This is a genomic window from Streptomyces ruber (assembly GCF_014648075.1).
GTDB lineage: Bacteria > Actinomycetota > Actinomycetes > Streptomycetales > Streptomycetaceae > Streptomyces > Streptomyces ruber.
On the sequence record NZ_BMQK01000009.1, the window covers coordinates 15,560 to 33,613 of the forward strand.

Consider the following 18,054-nt stretch of genomic DNA (forward strand, 5'->3'; position numbering starts at 1 on the left):
CAGGTTACCGGCCTAGCTCGGGGTGCCCGAGGGCGCGTCCTGTGCCGTACCCGCGTCGTCCCCGCCGTTCTTGGTCGCGGGGGTCTCGGGGGCCTCGGGGGCCTCTGAGACCTCGGGAACCTCGGGGAGCTCCGCCGCCAGGGCGGCCGCCGCCTGGACGAGGGGCAGGGCGAGCAGCGCGCCGGTGCCCTCGCCGACGCTCACGCCGTGGTCGAGGAGCGGCTCGATCGCCAGCCGGTCCAGCGCCTTGGTCTGGGCCGGCTCACCGCTGCGCTGACCGGCCAGCCACCAGTCCGGGGCCCGGAAGGCGACCCGCTGGGCGACGAGCGCGCAGGCGGCCGACACCACGCCGTCGAGGATCACCGGGGTCTTGCGCACCGCGCACTGCAGCAGGAAGCCCGTCGTCGCGGCGAGATCGGCCCCGCCGACCGTCGCCAGCAGCCGGAGCTGGTCGCCGAGGACCGGGCGGGCCCGCCGCAGCGCGTCCCGCACGGCCGCGCACTTGCGCATCCAGGCCAGGTCGTCGATGGGCCGCCCGCCCCGCCCGGTCACCACCGAGGCGTCGGTCCCGCACAGCGCGGCGACGAGCACGGCCGCCGCCGTGGTGCCGCCGACGCTCACGTCGCCGAGCACCACCAGGTCCGTCCCCGAGTCCGCCTCCTCGTCGGCGACCGCGACGCCCGCCAGGAACGCCGCCTCCGCCTCCTCGGGGGTCAGCGCGTCCTCGACGTCGATGCGCCCGGAACCGCGCCGCACCCGGTGCCGTACGACCTCGGCCGGCAGCTCCTCGGGCGGGCAGTCCAGCGCCATGTCGACCACGCGCACCGGCACGTCCAGGCGCCGCGCCAGCACCGCCACCGGGCTCTCCCCGTCCAGCACCGCCCGCACCAGCCGCGCCGCCGTGCCCGCGGGCCGCGCGGACACGTCCTGCGCGGCGATGCCGTGGTCGCCCGCGAACAGCACCACCCGGGGGCGGGTGACCGGACGCACCGGCACGGCGGACTGCGCCGCCGCCAGCCACTCGCCCAGGTCGTCCAGGCGCCCCAGCGCTCCCGGCGGCACGGTCAGCCTCTCCCGCCGCGCCTCGGCGTCGCGGCGCACACCGCCGTCGGGGCGCTCGATCAGATCGGTGAAGTCGTCGAGATTCAGCGAGCTCATTCGCCGAACAGTACCGGCCGCGATCGAACGGAGAGGCGTCACATCGGCGGCGCGTGGGACGGCGCGGCACATGTGTGTCGTTGCGCCCGCGATGGCCATCCCATACGTTCCGGTTTCAGCCGGAATGCCTCGGGAGCCGCCCATGCCCACCGCCGAACCGTCCCACGAGCCGCGCCGCGGCGGCTGTCCCTGGTGCGGCTCGTCCCGCCTGCGCACCCGGGTCCGTGCGTCCTTCGTGGTGGACGAGTGCCGGGAGTGCGCCCACACCCTCCTCGCCCCCCGGCCCGCCGCCCCGGCCTCCCGGCCCCGTCCCCCGCACGGCGGCCACGACGCCCCCGCCCGGCGCCACCGCGCCGCCGCCCGCACGGTGCCGCCCGCCGCCGAGCCCGAGAGCTGGCTCGACGTCGGCACCGGGGACGGCGCGTTCCCGGCGGCGGCCGGACAGGTGCACCCGTACACCTGCTTCGACGGGCTCGACCCGAGCCCGCGCGTCGCCCGGGCCCGCGCGGCCGGGCGGGTGGAGGAGGCGCACCAGGGCACCCTGGCCGATCCGGAGATCGTCGCGCGGCTGCGCGGCCGCTACGACGTGGTCAGCATGGTGCACCACCTCGAACACACCTCCGACCCGCGCGCGGAGCTCCGCGCCGCGCCCGCCCTGCTGCGCCCCGGCGGCCACCTCCTGGTCGAACTCTGGGACCCGGGCCGCTCGTTCGGCGCGCCGCTCGGCCGCCGTCGGGCGGGCGGCGGCGGGCTGCACCTGCTGCCGCTGCGCAACGTGCTGGCCGAACTGGAGGCCGCCGGCTGCGCGGTCGTCGCCACGGACCGCCGCGGCCCGCACGTCCCGTACGACCTCACCGGCGCCCTCCGGCTGGCCCTCGCCCACGGGCGGCCCGTCCCGCCCCGGGCCTGTGCCCCGCTGCTGCTCTCCGCCGCGGCCCTCGACCACGGGCTCGCCCCGCTGCTGCGCCGTACCCGCTTCTCCAACGCGTACCGCGTGCTCGCCCGCCGGACCGCGTCAGCCCCGTAGCGGCAGCGCCTGGCCCGCCACCACGAGCAGCACGTGCTCGCACTCGGCCGCGAACGCCGCGTTCAGGCGGCCGAGTTCGTCCCGGTAGCGGCGCCCGGAGGCGGTGGCGGGCACGATGCCGGAGCCGACCTCGTTCGACACCGCCACCACGGTGCGGCGGGTCTGCCGCACGGCCTCGGTGAGGTCGCGCACGCGTGCCCGCAGGGAGCGCTCGCCGCCGTCGGCCCACTCGGCGTCGTCCCACGCGCCCACGGCGTCCATCGCGTCGGTCAGCCACAGGGACAGACAGTCGATGAGCAGCGGCGGCCCGTCCTCCTTCAGCAGCGGCACGAGGTCGCAGGTCTCGGCGGTGCGCCAGGAACCCGGCCGCCGCTCCCGGTGCGCGGCGACCCGGGCCGCCCACTCGCCGTCCCCGCCCCGCACGCCGCCCGTCGCCACGTACAGCACGTCCGGGAACGCCTCCAGCCGCCGCTCCGCCTCCACCGACTTCCCCGACCGGGCGCCGCCCAGGACGAGGGTGCGCCGGGGCACGTCGGGGACCTCCTCGTAGGCGCCGACCTCCAGCGTCGTGCCGTCCGGTACGGCCCGCGCCCCCACGGCCGCGAGGCGGCGGCGCAGTTCGGCGCCCGGCGGCACCTCGTGGCCGATGTGCACGGCGACGACGTCGGTCGTGGGACCCGCCGCACCCACCGCCCGCAGCCGCGCCAGCGCGTCCGGCCGCCCCAGGACGTCGAGCAGCACCATGGCGTACGGCTCGGCCGGCCACTCCTCCAGCCCGGCGGGCGCGGTGCCCGGCGGGAGGTACAGCAGCCGCTGCCCGTCCGGCGCCGTCACCGCGTACCCCGTCCCCGGCGCGTCCAGCGCCAGCGCCCGCACCCGGTGCCCGCTCATCAGCGCCAGCTCCCGCCCGTCCGGCACCCGCCCCGGCTGCGGCAGCCCCGCCGGGACCTCCACGGCGGGGCCTTCGTGCGGGTGCGAGAGCAGCACCTGCCGCACTCCGGCCAGGGTGTGCCCGGCGCGGGCGGCGGCGAGGGCGGCGCCGGGCGTCAGGTCGAGCAGCAGCGTGCCGTCCACCAGCAGCGCGGTCGCGGCGCGGGCGTCGGTGCCCTGGGCGGTCGCGCAGGCCGCGCAGGGACAGTCGGGGCGGGGGAGCCCCGCGGGGGCGCCGGTGCCGAGCAGTGTCAGTTCCACGCGGCTGATTTTCCCGTGTCCCGGACCGTCCCCGCAGGTCTTGCGCGTCCGACTAGGCTCTGGGCAGGAGCCCGATCTTGCCCTGCACCGTCCCCGGTGCCGGGCCGGTACGTACGGAGGCGCACATGGCGGCATGGACGTGGCGGTTCGAGAAGGCCGACGGGACGGAGGTCCAGCCGGCGGTGCAGCCCGAGGAGTGGACCACGCAGGGGGACGCCGAGTCCTGGGTCGGCGAGCACTGGAAGGCCCTGCTCGAGGGCGGCGCCGACCAGGTCCGGCTGTACGAGGACGCCACGGAGATCTACGGCCCGATGAGCCTGCGGTCGGCGGAGGAGGCGTAGGGAGTCGCCGGCGCCCGGCTACTGCTCCCCGAGCGTCACCCGGGCCGTCCGCTCGTCGTCGTCCCGCAGGTACGTGATGCTCGTCCGGTCGCCCGGGCGCCGTTCCGCCAGGGCCTCGGCGAGCGAGGTCATGGTGGTGACGTCCGTGCCGGCCAGTCCGGTGATGACGTCGCCGCCCTCGATGCCCGCCCGGTCGGCCGGGCCGCCCCGGTCGACCGTGACGACGGCCACCCCGGCCGGGCGGTAGTCGCCGCCGACGAGGGTGCGGCCGGTGATGCCGAGCGCGGCCCGGCCCGAGTCGGTGACCCGGCCGCTCCTGATGATCTGGTCGGCGACCGTCCGCACCATGGACGAGGGGATGGCGAAGCCGATGCCGGGCGCCGCGCCCTCGCCGAGGTTCGGGTCGGTCGCGCCGAGCGTGGGGATGCCGACGACCTGGCTGGCCAGGTTCACCAGGGCGCCGCCGCTGTTGCCGGGATTGATCGCGGCGGACGTCTGCACCATGTTCGGGATGGTCGCACCCGTGCCCCCGCCCGCGCCGCCCTCGGTCACCGTCCGGCCGGTGGCCGACACGATCCCCTGGGTCACGCTGGACGACAGCCCGAGCGGCGACCCCATGGCGAGCACGATCTGGCCCACGCCGACCTTCGACGAGTCCCCGAAGGAGGCCGCCCGCAGGCCCTTCGGCACCTCGTTCAGCCTGATCACGGCGAGGTCCTGCTCCGGGTACGCGTACACGAGCCGCGCGCTCACCACGTCCCCGCTGTTCGCCGTCGTCACGCGGAACGTCCGGGCGTCGCCCACCACGTGCGCGTTCGTGACGATGTGCCCCTTGCCGTCGTACACCACCCCCGACCCCAGGCTGTCGTCCGCCTGGATCTGCACGACCGAGGGGAGCACGTCGTCGACCGCCTTGCGGTAGTCCTCCTCCAGCTGGTTCGCCGCCCGGGGGACGGCGGCCCGGGTGGTGGTCGCGCCGTCCCGCACGGCGGGCGCCCCGCCGGCGGAACACCCGGACACGGTCACGAGGCCGGACACGGCGAGCACGGTGAGTACGGCGAGTACGGAGGCGGAGGCGGCGGCCGGGGGAGTGGGCGGACGGGCGCGGGAGAGGTCCATGGCCCGAGTCTCACCGCGTGACGGCGGCCCCGGCGTGAGATGTGCGCCCGAACGGGCATCCAGGCCCGCGCGCCGCGGGCTTCAGCCGCGCACCCCGCACAGGTGCAGCAGTGCCGCCACCCGGCGATAGGGATCCGTCCGGCCCGCCCGGTCCTCCGCCGCGATCAGCGCGTCCGTGTCCTCGGGGCCCCGCGGGGCCGGTACGCCGCCGTCCGCCAGTTCCGTGAAGACCCGCACCCCGTACCAGGCGTGCAGGGGTGCCCCGATCCCCGCGAGGGTGGCCGTCAGCGCGCCCAGCCGGTCCGCCCACACGTCGGGTCCGGGGCGGCCGGAGCACTCCCCGGGTTCGCGCGGCGCCGGGACCCGGGGGGCGTGCGCGGGAGCGTCGAACGCGGCCAGCGTCCCCGCCCAGTCCCCGGCGCGCGCCGACCGCAGCGCGGACACGTCGCCGTTGCGCACCAGCAGCGACAGCAGCCCGCCGTGGGCGAGCATCCGGGCCAGGCCCGCCAGCAGCGGGTCCGGCTCCTCGACGTGCATCAGCACACCGTGGCACAGCACCACGTCGAAGCTGCCCGGCAGGAAGTGCACCCCGGTGTCCCGGCCGTCGCCCTCGACGACCCGGACCCGGCCGCGGACGCCCTCCGGCTCGGCGGCGAGCGTCTCACGGGCGGCGGCGACCCGCTCCGGATCGCGCTCGACGCCGGTCACCGCGTGCCCGGCGCGGGCCAGCCGCAGGGCCTGCGTGCCCCGGCCCATGCCGACGTCCAGCACCCGCAGCCGCCGGCCGACGGCGAACCGTCCGGCTATCTGCTCGTCGAGCTGCCGGGTCACCAGTTCCTGCCGTACCGCCTCGCGCAGCCCGTCCCACCCCGGTGACCCGGTGGGTGCCGCGCCATGTGGAGAAGGGGTTGTGCTCAGGGCCGCTCTCCGCGCTTGACCTGCGGCTTCGGCAGCCTGAGGCGACGCATCTGAAGGGTGCGCATCAGCGCGTAGGCGACGGCGCCGCGCTTGTTCTCGTTCGGGAAGCGGGTGGCGAGCTGCTTCTTCAGCCGGATGCCGGTGACCACCGAGTCGACCACGATCAGGACGATCACGAAGAGCCACAGCAGCAGCGCGACGTTCTGCAGCGCGGGCACCTGCACCATGCTCAGCACCAGGATGACCACGGCCATCGGCAGGAACCACTCGGCGATGGCGAACCGCGAGTCCACGAAGTCGCGGGCGTACTTCCGCACCGGGCCCTTGTCGCGGACCGGCAGGTACCGCTCGTCGCCGCTCGCCAGCGCCTGCCGCTGTCGCTCCATGGCGGCACGCCGCTCGTCGCGGTTGCGCTTGGCCGCCTCCTTGCGCGTCATCGGCGTGTTGGCCACGCTGCGGCGCTGCGTACGGGCCTCACTGCGCTTCGGCGTGGGGCGGCCCTTGGGGGCCTGCGGGTCGCGGGTCTGCTTGGAGTCGGTCACCGGCGCCTGTGCGGCGGCCTGGGCCTTCTCTTCCTTGGCACGGCTACGGAACACAAAACCCAAGGGTACGGGGTGTGTCCGCATGGACCCCAGTCCGGTGGGGAACGATCCGGCAACACCAGACGTCTGTAAAGGGGGAGAAAGCATCCTGAAAAGGGCCTGAACACGGCCTGAACACGGCCTGGAAGGGGAGGCCGACGACGGTCCGTGGGACGGGCGCCCGAGGGGTGCGCGAGCCCGCACCCGCACCCGACCCCGGGAGTCACCTACTCCCTACGCCGGATCGGTGCCGTCCGCAGTCGTCCTTGGGGATGAGCGCATCGGTCCCCGAACAGTGCGGTAATGGATGCAGAACCCGTACCGTTGGTTCTGTTGCAGTCGCTGGAGCTGAAGTCGGTCAGAAGGGGGCGCGCGAAGCCCATGAGCGGTGTCATGAAGCGTATGGGGATGATCTTCCGCGCGAAGGCGAACAAGGCCCTTGACCGGGCCGAGGACCCGCGCGAAACCCTCGATTACTCGTATCAGAAGCAGTTGGAGCTGCTGCAGAAGGTGCGCCGCGGCGTGGCCGACGTGGCGACCTCGCGCAAGCGTCTGGAGCTCCAGCTGAACCAGCTGCAGTCGCAGTCCTCCAAGCTGGAGGACCAGGGCCGCAAGGCGCTCGCGCTCGGCCGTGAGGACCTGGCCCGCGAGGCGCTCTCCCGCCGTGCCGCGCTCCAGCAGCAGGTGACGGACCTGGAGACGCAGCACGCCACCCTCCAGGGCGAGGAGGAGAAGCTCACCCTGGCGGCCCAGCGGCTCCAGGCCAAGGTGGACGCCTTCCGCACCCGCAAGGAGACCATCAAGGCGACCTACACCGCGGCCCAGGCGCAGACCCGCATCGGCGAGGCGTTCTCCGGCATCTCCGAGGAGATGGGCGACGTCGGTCTCGCCATCCAGCGGGCCGAGGACAAGACGGCGCAGATGCAGGCCCGCGCCGGTGCCATCGACGAGCTCCTCGCCTCCGGCGCCCTGGACGACCCCACCGGAAGCACCAAGGACGACATCCAGGCCGAGCTGGACCGGCTCTCCGGTGGTACGGATGTGGAGCTGGAGCTGCAGCGCATGAAGGCCGAACTGGCCGGGGGCACGTCCGCCGCACAGCAGGCCATCGAGGGCGGCACGGGCCAGGGTCAGGCGCAGCCGCAGTCCCAGCAGCAGGAGACCCCGCGTTTCGACAAGCAGTGACCGCTCGCGAGCCGGCCGGTCCCGAGATTGATTCCCACGCCTGACTGGAGGGCGACATGATCGTACGGATCATGGGGGAGGGGCAGGTGAGGCTGGCCGACAGCCACCTCGCCGAACTGAACGACCTGGACGACGAACTGTTCACGGAGACGGAGCGCGGTGACGGCCCCGGCTTCCGCCGCACGCTCCACGCCCTCCTGGACAAGGTCCGCGAGCTGGGGACCCCCCTGCCGGACGACTCGCTGGAGCCGTCCGAGCTCATCCTGCCGTCGCCGGACGCGACCCTGGAGGAGGTCAGGGAGCTGCTGCGGGGCGACGGGCTGATCCCTGGCTGAACCCGGTCCGGGTCCGGTCCGTGCGGTCCGGTGCCGGTGGCGGCGGTCCGTCCGTGCGGTCCGGTACCGGTGGCGGCGGTCCGTCCGTGCGGTCCGGTACCGGTGGCAGCGGTCCGCCACTTCCGGCGACCCCGTACGGTGAACCACCGTGACCACCTTCCAGCGCGTCAGGTCCTGGCTCGGGGCGCACCCGTCGGCCCCGGACGCCGTCCTGGCGGCGGGCGTCCTGGCCTGCATGGTCGCCGGCTCCTTCGTCGACCCGCACGCGGAGACCGGTGCGAAGTGGGGCGCCAGGACCCCCGATACGGTCAGTCTGGCCCTCATGGTCCTCGCCGCCGCGGCCCTCGTGCTGCGCCGTCGCTCGCCCGTGGCCGTGCTGGGCGTGATCGTCGCGCTCTCGCTCGCCGAGTTCGCCACCGACGACGTCCGGGCCCCGATCGCGGTGTCCGCCGTCGTCGCGCTCTACACCGTCGCCTCCGCCACCGACCGCCCGACCACCTGGCGGGTCGGCCTGCTCACCATGGTCGTCCTGACGGGCGGCGCCATGCTCCTCGGCCCGCGGCCCTGGTACGCCCAGGAGAACCTGGGCCTGTTCGCCTGGACCGGGATGGCCGCCGCGGTCGGGGACGCGGTGCGCAGCCGCCGGGCCTTCGTGGACGCCATAAGGGAACGGGCGGACCGGGCCGAGCGCACCCGGGAGGAGGAGGCCCGCCGCCGGGTCGCCGAGGAGCGTCTGCGGATCGCCCGGGACCTGCACGACGTCGTCGCCCACCACATCGCGCTGGTCAACGTCCAGGCGGGCGTGGCCGCGCACGTCATGGACAAGCGCCCCGACCAGGCGAAGGAGGCCCTCGCCCACGTCCGCGAGGCCAGCCGCTCCGCGCTCGACGAACTCCGCGCCACGGTCGGTCTGCTGCGCCAGTCGGGCGACCCCGAGGCACCCACCGAGCCCGCCCCGGGCCTCGCCCGCCTCGACGAACTCGCCGGCACCTTCCGCAGCGCGGGCCTGCCCGTCGAGGTCGCCCGCGCCGACCACGGCACCGAACTCCCGGCCGCCGTCGACCTCGCCGCGTACCGCATCGTCCAGGAGGCCCTCACCAATGTGCGCAAGCACGCGGGCCCTGCGGCGAAGGCCCAGGTCAGCATCGTCCGCGTCGGACCGGGCATCGAGATCACCGTGCTCGACGACGGCACGGGCGCACCCACCGGCCGCGCCGACGACGGCGCCCGCGCGGAGAACGGGAACGGCGGCGGCCACGGCCTCCTCGGCATGCGCGAACGGGTCACGGCCCTCGGCGGCACCTGCACCGCGGGCCCCCGTTACGGCGGCGGCTTCCGCGTCCACGCGACCCTCCCCCTCGACGGCCGCACGGCTGCGGCGGCGGAGACCGGGTGACGGGGACGGGGTGACGGAGGCCGGGTGACGGGCGACGGGGACGGGGTGATGACGGGGTGACGTGAGGGGGACGGCGGTACGGGCGGCACCGCGTGCCACCACGCGGTCCCGGCGGTCCCGGTGGCCTTGGTGGCCCCGGCGGTCACCGGCACGGGCCGCGTGCGGTGTCGCGCCGCGCGGCCCCCGGTGGTCCCGGCAGCCCGGGCAATTCCGAAAGCCCAGGTGGCTCCGTTGGCGCCGGTGGTCACCAGCACGGGCCGTGTGCGGTGTCGCGCCGCGCGGCCCCGGCGACCTCGGTGACTTCGGTGACCTCGATGACCTCGGTGGTCCCGGCGGCTCCGGTGGCTACCGGCATGGGCCACGCGCGGTGCCGCGCCATGCGGTCCCGGCGGTCATCGGCACGGGCGCGTGCGGTGTCGCGCCGCGCGGCCCCCGGCGACCTCGGCGACCTCGGCGGTTCCGGCGGCTCCGGCGGTTCTGGCGGCCACCGGCATGGGCCACGCGCGGTGCCGCGCCATGCGGTCCCGGCGGTCATCGGCACGGGCGCGTGCGATGCCGCGCCACGCGCCCCCCGGCGGTCCCGGCAGCCCCGGCAATCCCGGCAGCCCCGGTGGCCACCGGCACGGGCCGCGCGCGGTGTCGCGTAGCGCGGTGCCTCGTCCGTGCGTCGTGGCGCCCTGCCGGACGCCGCCCGCCGCCCGCCGCCCGCCGGGCGAGGGGCCCCGCCCCCTCGCCCGGGCACGCGGGTACCGTCCGTACCGTCCGTACCGTCCGTCCGCCCACCCGCGTCACCGCCGTCCGGGCGCGGCCGCCCGGAAGACCGTCACCGCCCCGGAGGGGAAACGCATGACCATCCGTGTTCTGCTCGCCGACGACCAGGCGCTGCTGCGCAGCGCCTTCCGCGTGCTCGTCGACTCGGAGCCGGACATGGAGGTGGTGGGGGAGGCGTCGGACGGCGCCGAGGCCGTGCGGCTCGCGCGTGCCGAGCGGGCGGACGTGGTCCTGATGGACATCCGCATGCCCGGCACCGACGGCCTCGCCGCCACCCGGCTCATCACCGCCGACCCCGCGCTGGCCCACGTCCGCGTGGTGATGCTGACGACCTTCGAGGTCGACGAGTACGTGGTGCAGTCGCTGCGCGCGGGCGCCTCCGGGTTCCTCGGCAAGGGGTCCGAGCCCGACGAGCTGCTGAACGCGATCCGGGTCGCGGCGGGCGGCGAGGCGCTGCTGTCGCCCGCCGCCACCAAGGGACTGATCGCCCGGTTCCTCGCCCATGAGGGCTGGGCGGAGGACGACGGCCGCGATCCGGCCCGTTCCGAGCGGCTGGGAAGCCTCACCGGCCGGGAGCGCGAGGTCCTCGTCCAGGTCGCCGGAGGACACTCCAACGACGAGATCGCCGAACGGCTCGAAGTCAGCCCGCTGACGGTGAAGACGCACGTCAACCGCGCCATGGCCAAACTGGGCGCCCGGGACCGCGCCCAGCTGGTGGTCATCGCGTACGAGTCCGGGCTCGTCCGCCCCCGCGCGGAGTGAGGTCCGGGCCGGCGGACACCTGACGAATCCCTGACAGGGTGTCTCGTCGGCCGGTACGCCCAAGGGTGGACCGGACCCGCTCCCTCCCTACTGCGCCCGCAGTAGGCACCCCGTATGGAAATGGACCCAGGGGCGACGGATCGGCGGCCGGCCATGGCGCAGGGTGTTATGCGTGGCGCTCATCTGCGCCCCTTCTCCGCTTATGGCCACAGAAGAGAGACGCTGACCCATGTCCTGGCTGTCCCGATTCAGCCTCGCGCAACGGGCCCTCATAGGGCTGATGTCGATCATTGCGATCGTCTTCGGTGCGATCGCGATACCGCAGCTCAAGCAGCAGCTGCTGCCCACCATCGAACTGCCCATGGTGTCCGTGCTGGCGCCGTACCAGGGCGCGTCCCCGGACGTGGTCGAGAAGCAGGTCGTCGAGCCCCTCGAGGACAGCCTCGAAGGCGTCGACGGCATCACCGGTGTCACCTCCACGGCGGCCGAGGGCACGGCCGTGGTGATGGCGTCCTTCGACTACGGCCCCGACACCGACACGCTCGTCGCCAACGTCCAGCAGGCCGTCAACCGGGTCCGGGTCATGCTCCCGGACACCGTCGACCCGCAGGTCGTCGCCGGGTCGACGGACGACCTCCCGGCGGTCGTCCTCGCCGTCACCTCCGACGAGGACCAGCAGGCCTTCGCGGACCGGCTCGACCGGACCGTCGTCCCCACGCTGGAGGACATCGACGGCGTCGGCCAGGTGACGGTCGACGGTGTACGGGACCTCCAGGTCGCCGTCACCCCGGACGACGCCGCCCTCGCCCGGGCGGGCCTGACCACGGCCTCGCTCGGCCAGGCGCTCCAGGCGGGCGGCGCCACCGTCCCGGCCGGCTCCTTCGACGAGAACGGCGGCAACCGCACCGTCCAGGTCGGCGGCGGTCTCACCTCGCTCGAGCAGATCGAGAACCTGATGGTCACCGGCGAGGGCGAGAACGCGAAGCCCGTACGCCTCGGCGACGTCGCCACCGTCAAGGAGGAGGAGGCCCGGGCCACCTCCCTGGCCCGGACCAACGGCAAGCCCAGCCTCGCCGTCTCCGCCACCATGGACCGCGACGGCAGCGCGGTCGCCATCTCGGACGCCGTCGCGGAGGCGCTGCCCGGGATGCGCGAGGACCTGGGTCCCGGGGCGACCGTCACCGTCGTCAGCGACCAGGGCCCGGCGGTCGCCAAGTCCATCGAGGGCCTGACGACCGAGGGCGCGCTCGGCCTGGTCTTCGCGGTGGTCATCATCCTCGTCTTCCTGGCGTCGATCCGCTCCACGCTGGTCACGGCGGTGTCCATCCCGCTGTCGGTGGTCCTCGCGCTGATCGTGCTGTGGACCCGCGACCTCTCTCTCAACATGCTCACGCTGGGCGCGCTGACCATCGCCATCGGCCGGGTCGTCGACGACTCGATCGTGGTCCTGGAGAACATCAAGCGCCACCTCGGCTACGGCGAGGAGCGCCAGGAGGCCATCCTCAAGGCCGTCCGCGAGGTGGCGGGCGCCATCACCGCCTCCACCCTCACCACGGTCGCGGTCTTCCTGCCGATCGGCCTGGTCGGCGGCATGGTGGGCGAGCTGTTCGGGTCCTTCTCCCTCACGGTGACGGCGGCGCTGCTGGCCTCCCTCCTCGTCTCGCTGACGGTCGTGCCGGTGCTGTCGTACTGGTTCCTGCGCGCGCCGAAGGGCACGCCCGAGGACGCCGAGGAGGCGCGCCGCAAGGCCGAGGAGAAGGAGGCGAAGAGCCGTCTGCAGCGCGCCTATCTGCCGGTGCTGCGCTTCGCGACGCGCCGCCGGCTGGCGAGCGTGGCGATCGCGGTCGTCGTCCTCATCGGCACGCTGGGCATGACGCCGCTGCTGAAGACGAACCTCTTCGACGCCGGCGACCAGGGCGTCCTGAACATCAGCCAGGAGCTGCAGCCCGGTACCAGCCTGGCGAGGACCGACGAGGCCGCCCAGAAGGTCGAGCAGGTGCTCGACGGGGTGGACGGCGTCAAGGACTACCAGGTCACGGTCGGTTCGTCCGGCTTCATGGCGGCCTTCGGCGGCGGTACGGACACCAACATGGCCTCGTACACGGTGATGCTGGAGGACGGCGCGTCCGCCGAGGACGTCCAGAAGCGCGTCGAGGACGGCCTCGGCAAGCTCTCCGGCACCGGCATCGGCACGACGAAGGTCTCGGCCGACGGCGGCTTCGGCAACCAGGACCTCAGCGTCGTCGTGAAGGCGGCCGACGCGGACGTGCTGCGCGAGGCGTCGGAGCAGGTGCGCGAGGCGGTCGAGTCGCTGGACGACGTCGGCGACGTCACCAGCGACCTCTCGCAGAGCGTGCCGCGGATATCGGTGCGCGCCAACGAGAACGCCGCGGCGGCGGGCTTCGACGACCAGACGCTCGGCGCGGTCGTCGGCCAGGCGGTGCGCGGCACGACGAGCGGCACGGCGACCCTCGACGACACCGAGCGCGACATCGTCATCAAGTCGGCGAAGCCGGCCGACACGCTCGCCGAGCTGAGGGCGCTGCCCCTCGGCCCGGTGAAGCTGGGCGACATCGCGGACGTCGAGCTGGTCGACGGCCCGGTGGCCATCACCCGGATCGACGGTCAGCGGGCCGCGACCGTCACGGCCAGCCCGACGGGCGACAACACGGGCGCGGTGAGCGCGGACCTCACCAGGAAGCTCGACGCGCTGGACCTGCCCGCGGGCGCCACCGCCACCGTCGGCGGTGTCACCGAGGAACAGGACGAGGCCTTCATGAACCTCTTCCTGGCGATGCTCGCGGCGATCGCGATCGTGTTCATGCTGCTGGTGGCGACCTTCCGGTCCCTGATCCAGCCGCTGATCCTGCTGGTCTCCATCCCGTTCGCGGCGACCGGCGCGCTCGGCCTGCTGATCGCCACGGGCACTCCGATGGGCGTCCCCGCGATGATCGGCATGCTGATGCTGATCGGCATCGTGGTCACCAACGCGATCGTCCTGATCGACCTGATCAACCAGTACCGGGCGCAGGGGTACGGCGTGGTGGAGGCCGTCATGGAGGGCGGCCGGCACCGCCTCCGCCCGATCCTGATGACGGCCCTGGCGACGATCTTCGCCCTGATCCCCATGGCCCTGGGCATCACGGGTGAGGGCGGCTTCATCTCCCAGCCGCTCGCGGTGGTGGTGATCGGCGGTCTGATCACGTCGACCCTGCTGACCCTGCTGCTGGTCCCGACCCTCTACGCGATGGTCGAGCTCCGCAAGGAGCGGCGGGCGGCGAAGAAGGCGGCGAAGCGGGAGCGGGAGGACGGCGGCCCGGGTGCGGACTCCGCGTCCGCGGAGTCCGGGGAGCCGGAGCCGGCGAAGGTCTGAGCCGGGCCCGTACGGCGGAAGGGCGCCCCTCGTGCGAGGGGCGCCCTCTTCGTTCGCGGTGCCGGACAGGGTGCCTGTCATTGCGCGGGGTGCGCGTGGCTCGTCGCTCCCCCGAGTTCTCGGCTCCGCTCGAACAGGGGGGACTCCCATCGCGGGCGGAGCCGCACATATGTCACAGCTCCGCGCCCCTCGACAGGGGCGCTACGGCAGCGCCAGCATCCGCTCCAGGGCCAGCTTCGCGAAGGCCTCCGTCTCCTTGTCGACCTCGATGCGGTTGACGAGGGTGCCCTCTGCCAGGGATTCCAGCGCCCAGACCAGGTGCGGCAGGTCGATGCGGTTCATGGTGGAGCAGAAGCAGACCGTGCGGTCGAGGAAGACGATCTCCTTGCCTTCGGGGGCGAAACGGTTCGCCAGGCGGCGGACGAGGTTCAGCTCGGTGCCGATCGCCCACTTGGAACCGGCCGGGGCCGCCTCCAGCGCCTTGATGATGTACTCCGTGGAGCCCACGTAGTCGGCCGCGGCGACCACCTCGTGCTTGCACTCCGGGTGGACCAGCACGTTCACACCGGGGATCCGGGCCCGTACGTCCTCCACGGACTCCAGCGAGAAGCGGCCGTGCACGGAGCAGTGCCCCCGCCACAGGATCATCTTGGCGGCGCGCAGCTGCTCGGCGGTCAGTCCGCCGTTCGGCCGGTGCGGGTTGTAGACGACGCAGTCCTCCAGCGACATGCCCATGTCCCGCACCGCGGTGTTGCGGCCCAGGTGCTGGTCGGGCAGGAAGAGCACCTTCTCGCCCTGCTCGAACGCCCAGTCCAGCGCCCGTTTCGCGTTGGACGAGGTGCAGATCGTGCCGCCGTGCTTGCCGGTGAACGCCTTGATGTCCGCCGAGGAGTTCATGTACGAGACGGGCACGACCTGCTCGGCGATCCCGGCCTCGGTCAGCACGTCCCAGCACTCGGCGACCTGCTCGGCCGTGGCCATGTCGGCCATGGAGCAGCCCGCGGCCAGGTCGGGCAGGACCACCTTCTGGTCGTCGGAGGTCAGGATGTCCGCGGACTCCGCCATGAAGTGGACACCGCAGAACACGATGTACTCGGCCTCCGGACGCGCCGCCGCGTCCCGGGCCAGCTTGAACGAGTCACCGGTCACGTCGGCGAACTGGATGACCTCGTCGCGCTGGTAGTGGTGGCCCAGCACGAAGACCTTGTCCCCGAGCCTCTCCTTGGCCGCGCGGGCACGCTCCACCAGGTCCGGGTCGGACGGCGAGGGCAGATCGCCGGGGCACTCGACACCGCGCTCGCTCCGCGGATCGGCCTCGCGGCCGAGCAGCAGCAGGGCGAGGGGCGTCGGCTGGACGTCGAGCTCCTGGGGCTGGGCGGTGGTCACGACACGCACCCTTTCTGTTCTGCGGCTCGCGACCCCGCGAGCGGGACGGCGGGACATGAGACCGACCTTTTCGTCTAACTGACGCTATCTATGATAGCCGCTTCACGTCACTTTGACGATGGCCATAGCGTCGATGTGACGTGAATCCCCAGGAGCCCGCGTCGCCCGTCCGCGGGGGGTCCTGACGAGGCGCTGTCCGGCCCGCGGCCCGTGTGCGAGCATGAAAGGGCGCGGGGTAATCCGTCCGGCCCGGAATGAATCCACGGCCCGGCCGGTTGCACTCGTCGGCAAGCAGTCTCCGTACAACCCGGGAGAGATGTAGATGTCCGTATCGGACGAGACCACCACCGTCAGCGACGGCATCATCCTGACCGACGATGCCGCGGCCAAGGTAAAGGCCCTGCTCGACCAGGAAGGCCGGGACGACCTCGCCCTGCGCGTCGCCGTCCAGCCCGGTGGCTGCTCCGGCCTGCGTTACCAGCTCTTCTTCGACGAGCGCTCGCTCGACGGCGACGTCGTCAAGGAGTTCGGCGGCGTCAAGGTCGTCACCGACCGCATGAGCGCCCCGTACCTCGGTGGCGCGTCCATCGACTTCGTGGACACCATCGAGAAGCAGGGCTTCACGATCGACAACCCGAACGCGACGGGTTCCTGCGCCTGCGGCGACTCCTTCAGCTGAGCCCGCGGCTCCACCCGCGCGCGTGCGCGAATGAAGGCGGCGTCCCCTCCGGGGGACGCCGCCTTCACGTCGTGCTGTCCGTCGCTCCCGTCCCTACTCCCCGTCCGGCGGCGTGGGAGGGACCAGGTCGCCCTCCGGTATCCGCCGCCCGTCCGAGCCCACGACCTCGCGGTCACCGAGCGGCGCGTCCAGGCGCACCGTCCGCTCGGTGGCCCGGGCGATGGTGATGCACACCTTGCCCGGCGGCGCCGGCTTCTCGGTCGCCGTGACCGTGACCCGGCCGGTCTCCTCGTCCGCCGACGCCGAGTACTGACTGCAGACCCCGCCCCAGAAGCTCACCGTCAGATCGCTGCCGTCGGCCGTCCAGCCCTCGATCTTCACGTCGCGCGCCGCCGGCGGCGCGGCCGTCGCATCGCCTCCGGGTTCGGCGGGGACGCGGGGCGACGGCTCGGCCGGCTCCGCCGCGGCCAGGTACGCGGGGTCCACGGCCGGATGCGTCACCGTGAAGTTCCGGCCCGTCCCGTTCGGACGCACCTCGAACAGCCAGGACGGCACCAGCGCCTGCTCGCCGTCCACATGGTGTGCCGCGAGCCCGAACACGGCGCCCGCGACGGTCAGCGGCTCGGGCTCCGGCCCCACGGTCGGCGCCGGGCACGGGCTCCCGTCCCGCTCCCGCAGGGGTACGGGGCCGGCGCAGCCGCCGATGCCCTGGCGTCCGCCGCCGTCGACGGGGCCCGGCTCGTTCATCAGGTCGAGCGCCTTCCGCGAGTCGATCACGGGGTACGTGTCGTCCTTCTCCGGCGCCTTCAGGTTGCCGCTGCCGCCGACCACCCGGCCGTCCGCGCCGACCTGGATGCCGGTCGCCCAGCCGTACGTGGGGAGACCCCCGACCTCGGGATCGGCGTTCACCACCCGGACGGCGCCCGTCACCTGGCCCGCGTCGAGCTCGGCGGCGCCCTGGCCCACGGCCTCCAGCACCGGGGCGGCCGCCTCCTTCGCCGCGGCCTCGCTCACCGGGGCGCCGCCGCTCGCGCTGCCCCGGGCGCAGACGTCCGGCTTGCCGCAGTTGTCGGTGCCCGGCGTGTAGCGGCTGAAGGACCAGGTGCCGGGGGCCTGCCTGTTCACCCGGAGGACGGGACCCGAACCGTCCTTGACGGTGCCGACCCGCCAGGTCCGCCCCTCGGCCCGGGGCGTGCCCTCGACGCCGAGCGCCCGCGCGAGACGGGTCACGTCGGCGGAGGTGACCTCGCCGGCCGGGCGGTAGACGGGGGCGGAGTCCGGACCGCCGGGCAGGTCGCCGTCGGCGCGGTAGGCGGCACCGCCGGGGTGGGGCTCGCCGGGGGCCACGCCCCCGCCGGTGTCCCGGCCGTGGCCGCCGAGGGCGAGCGGCGGGGGAGCGCCGCCTGCGCCGGGGTCGCGTTCGGCCCGGAGGCCGCCGTCCGTGTGGCCGTCGGCGGTCGCGGCCAGATACGCGCCACCGCCCCCGGCGAGCAGCACCGCGGCCGCCACGGCCCCCACCACGGTGGAGGGCCGCCGCCGCGGCCGCTTCCCCCCGGCCGCAGGAACCGCGGACGCGCCGGCGGCCGGGGACGACCCGGGGTCCGGCCCTGTGCCGGACCCCGCGGGTGTCCGGGACCCGGTCCCCGGACCCGAGCCGGCCGGGAACCCGGCCTCGCCGCGCGCGGGACGCTCCGAGCCGCCGGCACCCTCCGCTCCCCGGGTGCCGCCGGCGGCGTCGGACGTCGCGTCGTAGTCCTCGGGCTCGGGTCGCTCGGTGTTCACCGCATCGCTCCTTCGGCTCCACAGCTGTCCCTGGTGACCCGGTCCTGGCA

Annotated in this window: 15 protein-coding genes; 8 read left to right on the forward strand and 7 right to left on the reverse strand. The window is 74.3% G+C overall.

Annotated elements, in window-relative coordinates:
* Window positions 1-12: 12 nt before the first annotated feature.
* On the reverse strand, window positions 13-1,158 hold the full coding sequence (gene cobT / locus IEZ04_RS19820; RefSeq protein WP_189218251.1) for a nicotinate-nucleotide--dimethylbenzimidazole phosphoribosyltransferase: 1,146 nt from the start codon (window positions 1,156-1,158) through the stop codon (window positions 13-15).
* Between the two features lie 142 nt (window positions 1,159-1,300).
* Here cobT and IEZ04_RS19825 point away from each other — a divergent pair, with 142 nt between their 5' ends.
* Entirely contained in the window at window positions 1,301-2,185 is an 885-nt protein-coding gene (locus IEZ04_RS19825) for a class I SAM-dependent methyltransferase (protein ID WP_189218252.1), read from the forward strand.
* Here IEZ04_RS19825 and IEZ04_RS19830 read toward each other — a convergent pair.
* Complete coding sequence (locus tag IEZ04_RS19830) at window positions 2,174-3,376, reverse strand: bifunctional adenosylcobinamide kinase/adenosylcobinamide-phosphate guanylyltransferase (RefSeq protein WP_189218253.1); 1,203 nt, start codon at window positions 3,374-3,376, stop codon at window positions 2,174-2,176. The genes IEZ04_RS19825 and IEZ04_RS19830 overlap by 12 nt on opposite strands.
* Window positions 3,377-3,501: 125 nt before the next feature.
* On the opposite strand from IEZ04_RS19830, the gene IEZ04_RS19835 reads away from it, so the two are divergent.
* On the forward strand, window positions 3,502-3,717 hold the full coding sequence (locus IEZ04_RS19835) for a hypothetical protein (protein ID WP_189218254.1): 216 nt from the start codon (window positions 3,502-3,504) through the stop codon (window positions 3,715-3,717).
* Window positions 3,718-3,735: 18 nt separating this feature from the next.
* On the opposite strand, the gene IEZ04_RS19840 is transcribed toward IEZ04_RS19835, so the two are convergent.
* From IEZ04_RS19840 to IEZ04_RS19850, 3 genes are all read right to left on the reverse strand, one after another.
* Complete coding sequence (locus IEZ04_RS19840; protein ID WP_189218255.1) at window positions 3,736-4,836, reverse strand: S1C family serine protease; 1,101 nt, start codon at window positions 4,834-4,836, stop codon at window positions 3,736-3,738.
* 81 nt (window positions 4,837-4,917) lie between these two features.
* Window positions 4,918-5,667, reverse strand: coding sequence for a class I SAM-dependent methyltransferase (locus IEZ04_RS19845; RefSeq protein WP_189218256.1), 750 nt, complete (start codon window positions 5,665-5,667; stop codon window positions 4,918-4,920).
* Window positions 5,668-5,750: 83 nt separating this feature from the next.
* A complete protein-coding gene (locus IEZ04_RS19850; RefSeq protein WP_189218257.1) occupies window positions 5,751-6,380 on the reverse strand; it encodes a DUF3043 domain-containing protein in 630 nt (209 codons plus the stop codon).
* 336 nt (window positions 6,381-6,716) lie between these two features.
* Here IEZ04_RS19850 and IEZ04_RS19855 point away from each other — a divergent pair, with 336 nt between their 5' ends.
* The 5 genes from IEZ04_RS19855 to IEZ04_RS19875 all read left to right on the forward strand — a co-directional run bounded on the left by IEZ04_RS19855 (window position 6,717) and on the right by IEZ04_RS19875 (window position 14,157).
* Window positions 6,717-7,520: a PspA/IM30 family protein gene (locus IEZ04_RS19855; RefSeq protein ID WP_189218258.1), complete on the forward strand. Its 804-nt coding sequence runs from the start codon at window positions 6,717-6,719 to the stop codon at window positions 7,518-7,520.
* Between the two features lie 56 nt (window positions 7,521-7,576).
* Complete coding sequence (gene pspAA / locus IEZ04_RS19860; protein ID WP_189218259.1) at window positions 7,577-7,855, forward strand: PspA-associated protein PspAA; 279 nt, start codon at window positions 7,577-7,579, stop codon at window positions 7,853-7,855.
* Window positions 7,856-8,003: 148 nt separating this feature from the next.
* The gene (locus tag IEZ04_RS19865; protein WP_189218260.1) at window positions 8,004-9,251 is read left to right on the forward strand and encodes a sensor histidine kinase; all 1,248 of its coding nucleotides are present in this window, start codon (window positions 8,004-8,006) and stop codon (window positions 9,249-9,251) included.
* A gap of 846 nt (window positions 9,252-10,097) precedes the next feature.
* Window positions 10,098-10,784 (forward strand): response regulator transcription factor, encoded by a 687-nt coding sequence (locus tag IEZ04_RS19870; RefSeq protein WP_189218261.1) that lies wholly within the window; start codon window positions 10,098-10,100, stop codon window positions 10,782-10,784.
* Window positions 10,785-11,013: 229 nt separating this feature from the next.
* Window positions 11,014-14,157 (forward strand): efflux RND transporter permease subunit, encoded by a 3,144-nt coding sequence (locus IEZ04_RS19875; RefSeq protein ID WP_189218262.1) that lies wholly within the window; start codon window positions 11,014-11,016, stop codon window positions 14,155-14,157.
* Window positions 14,158-14,358: 201 nt separating this feature from the next.
* Here the strand turns inward: IEZ04_RS19875 and nadA are convergent, their stop codons facing one another.
* Window positions 14,359-15,543 carry a quinolinate synthase NadA gene (gene nadA, locus IEZ04_RS19880; RefSeq protein ID WP_189218263.1) on the reverse strand — a complete coding sequence of 395 codons (1,185 nt, stop codon included), beginning with the start codon at window positions 15,541-15,543 and terminating at the stop codon, window positions 14,359-14,361.
* A gap of 322 nt (window positions 15,544-15,865) precedes the next feature.
* Here nadA and IEZ04_RS19885 point away from each other — a divergent pair, with 322 nt between their 5' ends.
* The gene (locus IEZ04_RS19885; protein ID WP_189218264.1) at window positions 15,866-16,222 is read left to right on the forward strand and encodes a HesB/IscA family protein; all 357 of its coding nucleotides are present in this window, start codon (window positions 15,866-15,868) and stop codon (window positions 16,220-16,222) included.
* Window positions 16,223-16,315: 93 nt separating this feature from the next.
* On the opposite strand, the gene IEZ04_RS19890 is transcribed toward IEZ04_RS19885, so the two are convergent.
* Window positions 16,316-18,004, reverse strand: coding sequence for a hypothetical protein (locus tag IEZ04_RS19890; protein WP_229821135.1), 1,689 nt, complete (start codon window positions 18,002-18,004; stop codon window positions 16,316-16,318).
* Between the last annotated feature and the right edge of the window lie 50 nt (window positions 18,005-18,054).

Coding starts and splice junctions, on each gene's coding strand:
- pspAA (WP_189218259.1), top strand. CDS start 7,577: ATGATCGTACGGATCATGGGGGAGGGGCAGGTGAGGCTGGCCGACAGC.
- IEZ04_RS19840 (WP_189218255.1), bottom strand. CDS start 4,836: ATGGACCTCTCCCGCGCCCGTCCGCCCACTCCCCCGGCCGCCGCCTCC.
- IEZ04_RS19875 (WP_189218262.1), top strand. CDS start 11,014: ATGTCCTGGCTGTCCCGATTCAGCCTCGCGCAACGGGCCCTCATAGGG.
- IEZ04_RS19825 (WP_189218252.1), top strand. CDS start 1,301: ATGCCCACCGCCGAACCGTCCCACGAGCCGCGCCGCGGCGGCTGTCCC.
- IEZ04_RS19850 (WP_189218257.1), bottom strand. CDS start 6,380: ATGCGGACACACCCCGTACCCTTGGGTTTTGTGTTCCGTAGCCGTGCC.
- cobT (WP_189218251.1), bottom strand. CDS start 1,158: ATGAGCTCGCTGAATCTCGACGACTTCACCGATCTGATCGAGCGCCCC.
- IEZ04_RS19835 (WP_189218254.1), top strand. CDS start 3,502: ATGGCGGCATGGACGTGGCGGTTCGAGAAGGCCGACGGGACGGAGGTC.
- IEZ04_RS19885 (WP_189218264.1), top strand. CDS start 15,866: ATGTCCGTATCGGACGAGACCACCACCGTCAGCGACGGCATCATCCTG.
- IEZ04_RS19870 (WP_189218261.1), top strand. CDS start 10,098: ATGACCATCCGTGTTCTGCTCGCCGACGACCAGGCGCTGCTGCGCAGC.
- IEZ04_RS19855 (WP_189218258.1), top strand. CDS start 6,717: ATGAGCGGTGTCATGAAGCGTATGGGGATGATCTTCCGCGCGAAGGCG.